The sequence below is a fragment of the Parafrankia soli genome (genome assembly GCF_001854695.1).
Classification (GTDB): Bacteria; Actinomycetota; Actinomycetes; order Frankiales; family Frankiaceae; genus Parafrankia; species Parafrankia soli.
The window spans coordinates 1-12,575 of record NZ_MAXA01000080.1 but is presented as its reverse complement, the minus strand read 5'-3'; the positions used below and the strand labels follow the sequence as shown (position 1 = coordinate 12,575).

The 12,575-nt window shown below is 74.6% G+C and carries 9 protein-coding genes and 1 riboswitch; of the genes, 6 read left to right on the top strand and 3 right to left on the bottom strand.

Translation table 11 applies throughout. The features are described 5' to 3' along the window. Positions 1–7 precede the first annotated feature (7 nt). The gene (gene mptB, locus BBK14_RS38785; RefSeq protein ID WP_071060794.1) at positions 8–1,876 is read left to right on the top strand and encodes a polyprenol phosphomannose-dependent alpha 1,6 mannosyltransferase MptB; all 1,869 of its coding nucleotides are present in this window, start codon (positions 8–10) and stop codon (positions 1,874–1,876) included. Positions 1,877–3,563: 1,687 nt separating this feature from the next. Further along, a complete protein-coding gene (locus BBK14_RS08510; RefSeq protein ID WP_071060792.1) occupies positions 3,564–4,820 on the top strand; it encodes a Glu/Leu/Phe/Val family dehydrogenase in 1,257 nt (418 codons plus the stop codon). Here BBK14_RS08510 and BBK14_RS08505 read toward each other — a convergent pair. Further along, on the bottom strand, positions 4,765–5,220 hold the full coding sequence (locus BBK14_RS08505; RefSeq protein WP_071060790.1) for an RNHCP domain-containing protein: 456 nt from the start codon (positions 5,218–5,220) through the stop codon (positions 4,765–4,767). The genes BBK14_RS08510 and BBK14_RS08505 overlap by 56 nt on opposite strands. 259 nt (positions 5,221–5,479) lie before the next feature. Between BBK14_RS08505 and BBK14_RS42065 the strand changes: the two genes are divergently transcribed. Genes BBK14_RS42065 through otsB form a run of 3 tightly spaced genes read left to right on the top strand, consistent with a single transcriptional unit; the run spans position 5,480 to position 7,718 of the window. Then, complete coding sequence (locus tag BBK14_RS42065; protein ID WP_071060788.1) at positions 5,480–6,109, top strand: DUF3263 domain-containing protein; 630 nt, start codon at positions 5,480–5,482, stop codon at positions 6,107–6,109. Between the two features lie 9 nt (positions 6,110–6,118). After that, positions 6,119–6,775, top strand: a complete 657-nt coding sequence (locus BBK14_RS08495) for a LytR C-terminal domain-containing protein (RefSeq protein ID WP_071060786.1) — start codon at positions 6,119–6,121, stop codon at positions 6,773–6,775. A gap of 55 nt (positions 6,776–6,830) precedes the next feature. Beyond that, positions 6,831–7,718 carry a trehalose-phosphatase gene (gene otsB, locus BBK14_RS08490; RefSeq protein ID WP_071060784.1) on the top strand — a complete coding sequence of 296 codons (888 nt, stop codon included), beginning with the start codon at positions 6,831–6,833 and terminating at the stop codon, positions 7,716–7,718. 94 nt (positions 7,719–7,812) lie between these two features. Here the strand turns inward: otsB and BBK14_RS08485 are convergent, their stop codons facing one another. Then, positions 7,813–9,336: an alpha,alpha-trehalose-phosphate synthase (UDP-forming) gene (locus tag BBK14_RS08485; RefSeq protein ID WP_071060782.1), complete on the bottom strand. Its 1,524-nt coding sequence runs from the start codon at positions 9,334–9,336 to the stop codon at positions 7,813–7,815. A gap of 118 nt (positions 9,337–9,454) precedes the next feature. Next, a complete protein-coding gene (locus tag BBK14_RS08480) occupies positions 9,455–10,255 on the bottom strand; it encodes an HAD hydrolase family protein (protein ID WP_071060780.1) in 801 nt (266 codons plus the stop codon). 202 nt (positions 10,256–10,457) lie between these two features. Then, a riboswitch (SAM riboswitch) is annotated at positions 10,458–10,577 on the top strand. Between the two features lie 7 nt (positions 10,578–10,584). Here BBK14_RS08480 and thrC point away from each other — a divergent pair. Continuing rightward, positions 10,585–11,862: a threonine synthase gene (gene thrC, locus BBK14_RS08475; RefSeq protein ID WP_012157620.1), complete on the top strand. Its 1,278-nt coding sequence runs from the start codon at positions 10,585–10,587 to the stop codon at positions 11,860–11,862. Positions 11,863–12,575: the final 713 nt, after the last annotated feature.

The window sequence follows — 12,575 nt, the reverse complement described above, 5'->3', positions numbered from 1 at the left end:
CGGCGCCGTGACCACCCAGGGCGACCCACGGGCCGCCCGTCGGGGCGCGGCCGTTCGGGCGGACGGCCCCGCCGAGCTCGTGGGACCATCCCATCCCGAGCGGCACGGCCGCGTCGACCGAGGGGCCGGCGACCGGCCCGCGTGGCGGCTGATCCTGGCCGGCGCGATCGCCGCCGCGCTCGCCATGATCAGTGAGGCTCGGCTCGGGCCGCGAGATCCTGAAGTGGCCGACCCGTCGTCCTGGTGGGGAATTCTCCCATCCGGACAGCCCGCGGACACGGCCAGGGGCGTGCTTGCCGCCACAGCCGGGCTGGCCGTGATCGGGCTCTGCCTGAGCTGGCTGCTCCTGCTGGCACGCGCGCGCCGCGGGACGATCTCGCCGCGGGCGGCCGGCGCCGCCGCGCTCGCGTGGGCCGTCCCGTTCGCGGTGGGACCGCCGCTGTTCAGCCGGGACGTCTACGCCTACGCCGCCCAGGGCGAGCTCGCCCGGCACGGTCTCGACCCGGCGACGCACGGCATCAACAGCCTGCTCTCGCGGGAGGCAGGCGGGGGTCTGTTCATCGCCGCGGTCGATCCGCGGTGGCGCGACACACACGCCCCCTACGGGGGGTTGGGGGTGGGTGTCGAACGCGCGTGCGCGGCGCTCGGTGACCTGCTCGGGACCGGCGCGGCCGGGACGGTCGCCGCGCTGCGGGTGGTCGCCCTGATCTCGACCGTGCTCCTGGTCGCCCTGGCCCTGAGGCTGCCCGGCGGCCCGCGCCGAGCGGACCAGGGTGGCCGTTCTGGTCGGTGCCGTTCTGGTCGAACGGTGGCGATCGTGCTCGCGCTGCTGGCGGCGAACCCGTTTGTGATCATTCATCTGGTCGGCGGCGCGCACCTGGACGCCCTCGCCGCCGCGCTGCTCGTCGCGGCGCTGGTGATCGACCGTGGCCGCGGGACCGGTCGCGCTCCCAGCTGGGCTCTCGGCGCCACCGCGGTGGCCTTCGCGTGTCTGGCGGGCAGCGTGAAGGCCACCGCGTTCCTCGGCGCCGGCTGGCTGGTCTTCGTCCACGTCCGCGATGCCTGGCACTCCGGACCGGCCGCGGCCACCGGGCGGCCCGGCCGGCGCACGGCGACGATCGGGACGGCGCTCGCCGCGAACACCGTGGCGGCGGCCCTGGCGCTGCTGGCCGGGATGGCCGCAGGCGGATTCGGGCCGACCTGGATAGGCGCGTTGGCCACCTCGGGCAAGCTCGAGACCGGCATCGCGCCCGCCTCGGTCTTCGCGACCCTCGTCGACCTGGCGCCGCGGATCGTCGGCCTCGAGTGGCCCGGAGACTCCGACGCCGTGCTCGGCGCCACCCGCGCCCTCGTGCTGGCCGTTGTCGGCCTGACCGTAGCCTGGCTCGCGCTGCGGACCTGGCCGGCGCGAGCGACGGCGCGACCGGCGGCGCAGGCCACCCGGCCGCTCACGCCCGACGCCGTCAGGCCGACCGGGCCGGAGCCCGGCCGCCGGGACGACCTGGTTGTCGTGGGTTTCGGGGGGATGGCCCTGGTGCTCGGCTCCCCCGTGGTCTACCCGTGGTATCTCGCTCTGAGCGTGCCGTTCCTGGCCGCGCTGGTCGCACTCGCCCCATCCCCGCCCGGACGGCAGACCCGCGCGGCCGTCGGGCTGATCGCCGTCACGTCGGTTTGGCTGTGCCTCGCGACGCTGTCGCCGCTCGCCGCCACCTGGCGACTGCTCGGCCGGGCCGACCCGCTGCTCGGCGCTGCTCTGGTGGTGGTGTTGGCGGCAGTGGTGTCGGCGGCGACTGTGCCGGCGGTCCGTCGCCGGACGACTGTCCGTCGCCGGACGATTCCCGCGCCGCAGCCCGAAGCGCGTACCAGGCCGCGGTGACGAGCACGGCGTTGCGCGCGACCAGCAGCAGCCCGCCGACGACCCGCCCCTGCACGACGTCGTTGTAGCGCCACGGGTAGACGACCTGCGACAGCACGGCGCAGACGGCGAGCAGCCCCGCCGCGTCGACCTTCCGCCCACGCCACCCGGACCACCCGAGCCGGCCGCCTGTGCTCTCGGAGTGGTCCGATGACTCGGCCCGCACACGCTCGGCGCCGGCGGCGGACGGGCGGACGGCGGCGGCGGCGAGGACGAGCAGCCAGACCAGGTACTGCGGGCTGAGCACCCGCGAGGTGATCACAATCAGCAGGACCAGCGCGAGGCCACGCCCGGCAACCGGCGATGTGCCCTCCGCGTCCATCGGACCGTCCCCGCCCGGCCGGGGGGAGGCGTCCACGGCCCGACCAGGGGACCGCCGCGCCCACCACCACAGGACCGCGGCGGCGATCACGATCACCTCGGCGAGCGAACAGGCCGTCGCCACCGCCCTGGCGAGCCCGCCGTCGAACTGGAGTGACCCGTAGGAGTACTCCGGGGCGGAGCCGATCCCGAGCATCCGCGCCACGACGAACGGGGTGGCCGGAACCGCCTCGATCTGCAGGCCGCGGGCGCTCTGCGCGTCCAGGAACCCCAGCGCGCCCCGCCACCAACCGGCGAGCACGAGGACGGCGGCCAGGACGGCCGCCGTCACACCCGCACCCGCCACGATCCGCGCCACCCGGCCCAGCACCGGCGAGCCCGGGCGCGTCAGCCCGCGTCGTCCCAGGGCCACCAGGAGCAACCCGGGCCACACCTTCACCGCCACGCCCAGCGCCACCCAGCCACCGAAACGACCGAGTGGACCAAGCGCACCGAAAAAACTGAACGGGCGGAGGCGCCGGGAGTGCCCCGGCCGACCAGCGCCATCAGAAGGCTCAGCGTCACCGGAGCCATGGGTGCCACCGGGCGCGGAGCCGTCCAGGGCGAGGACCGCGGCCAGCGCCGCGGCCGCCGGCACCAGGTCGAACCGGGTCAGCATCACCGGGCCGAGGGCGAGCGTGGCCAGCAGCCAGTACCGGGCTGCCGCGGGTGAGCGGCGGGCCAGCGCCCGGGTGAGCACCGCGTCCACGACGAGCATCAGCAGGTAGAAGGACACCTCATACGGGACGCCGGCCAGCTCGCGCGGCACCGCGGGCAGCGCCAGGACGACCGCCGCGCCCGGCGGGTACTGCCATTTCTCGTCCCCGGGCACCGTCCCGTCACCGACGAGCGTGTGGCCCCACTCCCGGTAGAGATCGACATCACCGAGAACGCTCTGCTGCGCGCCGAACACCTGGCCGGCCAGCGCCAGGGTGAGCAGCAGGGCCCGGCTGACGACCCACCGGACGACCAGCGGCCGTCCTCGCAGGGCCGCGTACCAGCGTGCCGGGCCGCGCGCCCGTCCTGCCGGACCTGCTACTCCCGCGCTGTTCACGATCCCCGGAAGGTACCGGTCGCGGCGGCGAGCGCGGTACCGACGTGGGACAGTCGTAGCCATGCGAGTACGCTGCGCAACCTAGCGTCACACGAGCGGTTACGTGCCTCGAGCCCACGTACCTGCTACCGACAGCAGGAGTCACTCCACGGTGCGCATTTGCGCCCGTGAGCGCGGAGCCCGACGGCGCGCTCCGCGCGTTACGGGTGGCCGGACGCGCCGCGGAGGTGTTCTGTGATCCTCGGGACCGGCTCCGCCTGGGACACGGCGTGCGTGCAGCTCGCCGACGCGGCCCAGCACCTGGGTCTCGACGACGGCATGCACGACCTGCTGCGCACGCCGCGGCGGTCGATCACCGTCTCCGTCCCGCTGCTGCGGGACGACGGGCAGCTGCTCGTCCTGTCCGGCTACCGCGTTCAGCACAACCTCGCCCGCGGGCCGGCCAAGGGCGGGCTGCGCTACCACCCGGCCTGCGACCTGGACGAGGTCAAGGCGCTGGCCATGTGGATGACGTGGAAGTGCGCGCTGATGGGGATCCCCTACGGCGGCGCGAAGGGCGGCATCGCGGTCGAGCCCGGGCTGCTCTCCCGGCAGGAGCGGGAGCGGATGACCCGCCGGTACGCCGCCGAGCTCGTCCCCCTGATCGGGCCGGACAAGGACATCCCGGCCCCGGACGTCGGCACCGACGAGCAGACCATGGCCTGGATCATGGACACCTACTCGACGCACACCGGCCACACCGCCCCGGGAGTCGTCACGGGCAAGCCGCTGTCCATCGGGGGGTCCGCCGGGCGTGCCGGGGCGACCAGCCGCGGGGTCCAGCTCGCCGCGTTCGCCGCGCTGCGCGAGCTCGGCCGGGACCCTCGGGAGACCACGGTCGCCGTCCAGGGGTTCGGCAAGGTGGGCGCCCTGGCCGCCCAGTACCTGCACGACGCCGGCTGCCGGCTGGTCGCGGTGTCGGACGTGAAGGGCGGCATCCACAACCGGGCGGGGCTGAACCCGTCCGCGCTGATCCGCCACCTGGCCCGCGGGGCCGACACCGTCGTCGGCTACCCGGGCACCGACACGATCACCAACACCGAGCTGCTCGAGCTGAACGTCGACATGCTCGTCCCCGCCGCCTTGGAGGGGGTCATCAACATCGGCAACGCGGACCGCGTCCGGGCACCGCTGATCGTCGAGGGCGCGAACGGGCCGGTCACCGCCGAGGCGGACCACGTCCTGACGGGCAAGGGGACGGTGATCGTCCCCGACATCCTCGCCAACGGCGGCGGGGTCGCCGTCTCCTACTTCGAGTGGGTGCAGGACATCCAGGCGTACTTCTGGACCGAGGACCAGGTCAACGACCGGCTGCGCGCTCTCATGCAGCGGTCCTACCAGGAGGTGTCGGCGCTGGCCCGCGAACGGCGGGTGAGCCTGCGGACGGCCGCCCACATCATCGGGGTCGCCCGCGTCGCCGAGGCGCACCGGACCCGCGGCCTGTACCCCTGACGGCCGCCCCACCCCTGAGGCCGGTGTCGCCCGGGCCCCGCAGGCTCACCTCGTCCGCGACCCGGGCGGCCAGCGCGAACAGCGCGGACTCGGCGTCGGCGGGCGAGGTCCGGTTGCGCCGCAGGTGCCCGCAGCTCTCGCAGCGGTGAGTCAGGACGGTCTCGCGCGCACGCATCTCCACCCCGACAGGACGCATCAGCCCGCGGCACGGCGCCGCGCGGTCGCCGGGGTTGACGTCGACATGCCGCGACCAGAGGCAGGCCGGGCAGTGGTTCGTGTACCCGTCGCCGCGCACGGTGGCGCCGCACACCAGGCACGCGAAGTCCTCCGGCGTCCGGGCGAACCGGCGGCCGTCGTCGGCGCCCCGGGCGGCACCGGGCCCGTCCTCAGGCGGTTGCACAGTTCAACGGTAGGGCAGGGCGCGCCCGGGCCGCCCGGCCCGGGCGCCACCGGACGGGCTCCGTGCCACCGGACGGGCTCCGTGCCACCGGACGGGTCCGTGCGGGGGCAGCGTGACCGACGCGCCAGGGTGTGTCCCGGGAACGAACGGGGATGTCGGACGCCCAGGGTGAAATAGTGGGCGGCGACCACGCGACCGTGGTGCGCGTACGCCCGCTTGAGCGCCTCCGTAGCGAGGCTGCCCACAAGGAGGTCCCAGCGTGGACGCCGCCCATGCCGAGGCCCGGCGCCGAAGTGTCCCGGGCCCGGCCTCGTCGCCGCGCCCGGGGCGGAGCGGCTCCGCGGACACGGGCCCCGGCGGCCACACCGGCCCGGGCGGCTCCGGCCCCGCCGGCACCAGGCCCGCGGGTTCCGGGCCTGCGAACTCCAGGCCCACCAGCGCCGGACCCGTAGGTCACGGGCCCACCGGATCCAGGCCCGCGGATCCAGGGCCCGCAGGTTCCAGGCCAACCGGTTCAGGGCCGGAAAACTCCGGGCCCAGCCAGGCGGCGGCAGGCGGGAGCGCGACCGGCGGCGGCGAGGGTGGCTCCGGCGAGAACGGGCGCGGCGCCAACGGGCTGACGGAACGGGAAGCCCGGGTCCTCGCCTTCGAAAGCCAGTGGTGGCGCTATCCCGGCGCCAAGGAGGCCGCCATCCGGGCGGAGTTCGGCCTGTCGTCAACCCGTTACTACCAGATCCTGAACGTTCTGATCGACTCGCCGGCCGCGCTGGCCGCCGACCCGATGCTCGTCCGCCGACTGCGGCGGCTGCGCGAGCAACGCCGGCGCGCCCGCGCCGGTCATGTGGACGACGCCGGTGAGCCCGGCGACGACGGTTCCGACGACGCCTGAGGAGAGCCCGTGCCCAGAGGCTCCCACGACTTCTCCCGGCACCCGGGTGGTGACCGCCTGCGCATGGCAGGTGCCGCCCTGGTGGCCGTGCTGGCCGTACTGGCCGGAATTCTGCTGGTGAACCTGTTCAACGGGTCCGGCGACTCCGACGACGGCGCCGCCCCTGCGGTGACCGGCGGGCCCGCCGCCCCCTCGGGCGAGCCGGCGCAGGGCGCAGACCGCCCCGAGGACTCCTCCAGCCCGACGCCGTCGGAGCGGGCGACCCCGAGCCGGTCGCCCAGCCCGACACCCGGCCCGCGGCCGTCGCCGACGCCGCAATCCGCCCCGGCGCAGCCACCCGCGGCCCCGGCCACCGGGGCGCCGAAGGTCTTCGCGCCCGTCGTCGTGCTGAACAACTCCCGGATCGCGGGTCTCGCGGACAGCGCCGCCAACCGGGTGGAGGCGGCCGGCTTCCGGGTCGAACGGGTCGGCAACTACCTGGGCCAGTACAACGTGCCGGTTTCGACCGTCTTCTACGATCCCGAGGACGCCGACGCCGCGCGCACCCTGCTCGAGACGGTTCCCGGCGTCGAGCGCATGGTGCCCCGCGCAGAAACGAGGATCATCGAGACCGACACCCTGATCCTGGTCGTCACCCGTGACTTCCCGACCGACGACCAGCCCTGACAACGRCCCACCAGCAGCCACCATCCCTCACAAACGACGTGACCGGGAAGGGATCGTGACCGACTCCTCCGCGCCCTCGCCGCCCGCTCCCGCGGGTGCCCACGCCACCGCCGAGCCTGCCCCCGCCCCGCGCACCCTGGCCGGCGGCGCCGGCCTGGCCGCCCTGCTGACGACGCCGGACAAGGCGCTCGTCGCCCTCGACTACGACGGCACCCTCGCCCCGATCGTCTCCCGGCCCTCCGACGCGGTGCCCGCGCCCGGCGCGATGGCCGCGCTGGGGCGGATCTCCCGCCGCGTCGGCACCGTCGCGATCATCACCGGCCGGCCGGTGGACGCTGTCCTCGAGCTCACCGGGGTGGAGCGGTTCACCGATCTCGGGCACCTGCTCGTCCTCGGCCAGTACGGGCTGCAGCGGTGGGACGCCGAGACCCGGCAGACCACCGCCCCGGAACCACTGCCCGGGGTGGAGGCGCTGCGCTCGGCCCTGCCAGACGCACTGCACGACGCCCCGGCCGGGACGTCGGTCGAGGACAAGCGGCACGCGCTGGTCGTCCACGTGCGGCGGACCGCCGACCCCGACGCCGCGCTGGCGGCGCTCACCCCGGCGCTGACCAGGCTCGCCGAGGAGCACGGGCTCGAGGCGGCGCCGGGCAAGCGGGTCCTGGAGCTGCGCCCGCCCGGTCACGACAAGGGCCGTGCCCTGCGCGGGCTCGTCGCCGAGCGGGCGGCCCGGTCCGTCCTCGTCGCCGGCGACGACTACGGGGATCTCCCCGCCTTCGAGGCGGTCGACGAGCTGCGGGCCGGCGGCCTGGGCGCGATCACCGTGTGCAGCGACAGCCCGGAGGTGCCCGACGTGCTGCGCGAGCGGGCGGATCTGGTCGTCAGCGGCCCGACCGGCATGGTCACCCTGCTGGAGGTACTCGCCGACCGCCTCGGCGCCTGACCCGCGACGTCGACTCGAGGCATGACCCGGGACGGCCGCTCGGGGCCTGACCCGGGAACCGGGCTCGGGGGCCGGCCCGGCCCGGGGAACCGGATCAGCCGGCGCGGTCCGGTTCCGCCGGCGCGTGGCCGCGGATCTCGTCCAGCTGCGCCCGGAACCAGGCCCGCGGCGGCAGCTCACCGGCGACGGCGGCCAGCCGCCGGGCCCGCTCGCGCCGCTCGGCCGCCGGCATGACCAGCGCGGTGTGCATCGCCTCCGCGGTGGCCGTCACGTCGAACGGGTTCACCACGACCGCGTCGGCGCCCATCTGCGAGCACGCCCCCGCCTCCCGGGAGAGGACGAGGACCCCGCCGTCGGCCGAGACCACCATCCCCTCCTTGGCGACGAGGTTCATCCCGTCCCGGATCGGGTTCACCACGAGGACGTCCGCGAGCGTCATGGCGGCCAGCGAGCGTGGGAAGTCGTCGTTGATCTCCAGGTGCACCGGCAGCCAGGTGTCCGTCCCGAACTCGTCCTCGATCTCGGCGGCGAGGTGCTGGACGGCCGCCGTGTACTCGCGGTACTCGGGCAGGTCGTGGCGGGACGGGTAGGCGCACACCAGGTGCATGACCCGACCGTGCCACTCCGGGTGCGAGCGGAGCAGCTCGCGGTAGGCGTCCAGGCCGCGGACGATGTTCTTGGACAGCTCGGTGCGGTCGACCCGGACCACCAGGCGGCAGCCCCCCGCCAGCTCGCGCAGCTCGGCCGCGCGGGCACGGACGTCGGGGCGGGCGGCGCGGTCCCGCAGCTCGGCGGCGTCCACTCCAAGGGGGTACAGGCTGGTGCGCACGGTGCGCCCGCCGGCGGTGACGGTGTCGCCCACCACCTCGGCGCCGAGGATCTCGGCGCAGCAGTCGCGGAAGGCCGCCGCCCACGCCGGGGCGAGGAAGCCGAGCCGGTCCGCCCCGAGCATGCCGTGCAGGATCGCCGCGGACACGTCGTCGGGCAGCATCCGGAAGTACTCCGGCGGGGACCACGGCGTATGGCTGAAATGGGCTATCCGCAGGTCCGGCCGCATCTGGCGCAGCCGGGCGGGGACCAGCGTCAGGTGGTAGTCCTGGACGAGCACGCACGCCCCCGGCGCCGCCAGCTCGGCCAGCGCGTCCGCGAACGCCGCGTTGTACGCCTCGTAGGCGGCCCAGTCCTTGCGGAAGGACGCGCCGAAGCTCGGCTCCGTCGCCGGCGCGTGCAACAGGTGCAGGACGAACCAGAGCGTCCGGTTGGCGACCGCGTTGTAGGCGCGGTCGAACAGCACGCGGTCGAGGTCCAGCATCCGCACCGAGGCGCCGCCGGTGTCGTAGCCGCTGCGGTCGATGCGGCCGCCCGGAGCGGAGCGGGCGGCCCGCCGGTCGGCGTCGCTGAGGGCCGCGCAGACCCAGACGATCTCCCGGCCGTCCTCGGGCGTGTCCTGGACGACCTGGGCCAGGCCGCTGACCAGACCGCCGCCGCCGCGCCGGGGATGCAGCAGGCCGTCGTCGCCGACGACGAACGACACCGGCCCCCGGTTCGACGCGATCAGCAGATCGGCCTGGGCCGGGTACTCGCTCCCGGGCGCCGTGAACTCCCCGATGCCCGGCATGTGACGCACACAGCGGAGCGTAGGCCATCGAGTGCCCTGTCGGGGCGCCACCCGCAAGCACCGCGGGTGCGCGCCGCCGGAATGCCGCCCGGCATGGCCGCCGCGACGGGGCCCGCGGTCAGCCGGCGCCGAGCGCGGCGCGCACCGCGGTGGCCCAACCTGCACCGAGCGGGCCGTCCTCGACCACCACGTTGTCGTAGGCCGGGAGCAGCGCGGCGATGTCCGGGTGGCGCACCGCGTTGGCCACCAGGTGCATCCGCCCCACCGAACGGGCCATCGCGAGATCACTGGCGGAGTCGCCGATGGCGATCGCCTCGGCCGGGTCCACCCCGCGCCGCTTGAGGTCGTGCGCGACGGCGTCGCCCTTGCTGACGCCGTCCGGCACCAGGTGGTAGACGTGCGGGTGCACGCCGAGATCGGGCATGTGCGCCGGTGAGATGAGCCCGTTGTCGCGCATGCTCAGCCAGCCGAAACCGGACTCGGCCAGCCAGCCGTCCACCTCGGCGACGTCGATCCGGCCACGCAGCATGACGTCCACCTCGCGGCCGGTGTGCCAGGGGGTGTGCAGCTCCAGGCGGCCGGGGTGCAACCGGATCAGCTCGTCGAGCAGGCTCTCCGGCACCCGCTCGAACGAGTCGGGCATCGCGCCGCGCAGGATCTCGGTGTCGAGCCCGGCGTTCCATCCGATGATCGCGCCCAGCTCGCCGATGAACCCGTCGGCGCCGAAGATCCCGGCGGCCTCCACGAGCTGCGGCCTCGTCCGCCCGGAGACCAGCACCAGCGCGATGTCCGCGTCGTGCAGGTCGACGAGTGCGCGGGCGGGGTCAAGGGTGGTGTCGCCGCCCTCGGCCCGGAAGAAGCAGCCCCGCGGGCCGACCATCGTTCCGTCGAGATCGGTGTAGACCACGCGAACGCTCACGCTTCGGGCTCCCTGGTGTCGGTCCGGCGAGATCGCGGCCGGCGGCAAGCGGCCCAGGTGACGCGGGCACACGGCCCCTCGACCCGACCGCGGCCCACCTCAGGACGTGTCATCGAAGCACCTGTGGCACACGGCAAACCGCTGGAACTCCGGTGCACGCCTGTCCGCACGCGGTCTACAGTACGGACAGACAACTTCATCTGGCTCATCCAGAGGGGCAGAGGGAACGGCCCAGCGAAGCCCCGGCAACCACCGTCGCATCCATGCGCGGCAGGTGCTAATTCCGACCCGGGACGCAGCCGGCTCCCGGGAAAGATGAGGAGTTCCGCATGACTCTCGCGCCCGAGCGCGCCACTCTCCCGAGCCCGGACGCCGCCAACCCCGCCGTCTCGCTGTCCTGTCGTCACTGCGGTGCCACCTACCCGCTGTCGGCCACCCACGTCTGTGTCGAGTGTTTCGCGCCGCTCGAGATCGCCTACGACGAGGACCGGCTGCGCAAGGTCACCCGGGCGTCGATCGAGGCCGGGCCGTCCAACCTGTGGCGGTACGTCGGCCTGCTGCCCGCCGGGCACGTCGCCGAACGGCGCGTCTCCCTCGACGCCGGCTGGACCCCGCTGCGACCCGCCCAGCGCCTCGCCGCCGAGCTCGGCATGCGCACCCTGTGGGTCAAGGACGACAGCGCGAACCCGACCCACTCGTTCAAGGACCGGGTCGTCTCGGTGGCCCTCACCGCCGCCCGCGAGCTCGGCTTCCACACCGTCGCCTGCGCGTCCACCGGGAACCTCGCCCAGTCCGTCGCCGCCCACGCCGCGTCCGCCGGCCTGCGCTCGGTCGTGCTCGTCCCGCACGACCTGGAAGCCGGCAAGACCGTGTCGACGGCCGTGTACGGCGGCACCCTCGTCGCGATCAAGGGCAACTACGACGACGTCAACCGGCTGTGCAGCGAGCTGGCCGGCGAGTACGAGTGGGCGTTCGTCAACGTCAACGTCCGGCCGTTCTACGCGGAGGGCTCGAAGACCCTCGGCTACGAGGTCGCCGAGCAGCTCGGCTGGCGCATCCCCGGCCAGGTCGTGGTGCCGATCGCCTCCGGCTCCCTGCTGACCAAGGTCGACAAGGCGTTCGGCGAGCTCGGCCGCCTCGGGCTCGTCGAGCCCACCCCGTACAAGGTCTTCGGCGCCCAGGCCGCCGGCTGCAACCCCGTCGCCGCCGCCTACGCCCGCGGCGCCGACACGGTCGCCCCGGTGAAGCCGTCGACGATCGCCAAGTCGCTGTCGATCGGCAACCCGGCGGACGGCCCCTACGCCCTCGACGTCGCCCGCCGCACCGGCGGCGCCATCACCGACGTCACCGACGACGAGATCGTGGACGGCATCCGCCTCCTGGCCCGCACCGAGGGGATCTTCGGGGAGACCGCCGGCGGCGTCACCGTCGCCTGCCTGCGCCGCCTGCTGAACGAGGGCCTCCTCGACCCGGACGTCGAGACGGTGATCTACAACACCGGCGACGGGCTGAAGACCCTCGACCCCCTGGTCTCCACAGGTGGCCCCACCGCCACGATCCCGCCCTCACTCTCCGCGTTCGAGGCCGCCGGCCTCGGCGACGACTAGCCTCCCGCTCTCCCCGACGAAGCGTCGGCGCCCGGACCCGCGCGAAACCGCGGCTCCCGGGCGCCCGCAGAACGGTGACACCCGGGCCCACGGAGCGGCAGCGCCCGGGTGCTCTCGCGCAGCGGTGGCGGGGCCTCCCGCGGAACGGGCCAGTGGGGCCCGGGCGCACCGGGCGATGGCCCGGCCGAACCCAGTGGTGGACCAGCCCGAACCGGTGGTGGGCCGGTCGCGGGCCGAACCGAGCCCGGTGGTGGTCGGTCGGCGTCGTGTGCGCGTAGCCGGGCGGGGAGTTGTGCGCGGCTGGTCAGGATGGCGTTGTTCGACACCGATTCCGCCTGGGGCCACACCGATTTCCCGTGGATGTCGCCGCAGGCGGGGAGGCCTCGGCGGCCTGCCGCCACGCCGATGGGACACGGGGGGCGAGCTTGCACTCACCCATGCCGAGTGCTAAACAGGACTTGGCACTCTCCCCATGGGAGTGCCAAGGGCTGAAACGACGAGGCTTCCTGGTCATCCTTCCGTTCGCACGGGGGCCGGGTCGGAGCCGTCCGTCGCGGGCGTCGTTGTGGCCAGGCCATCGAACTGCCATCCCCCTGGGAGGACCCAGACACCATGCCGAAGATCATTGCCTTCGATGAAGAGGCACGGCGCGGCCTGGAGCGCGGCATGAACCAGCTGGCCGACGCGGTCAAGGTCACGCTCGGCCCCAAGGG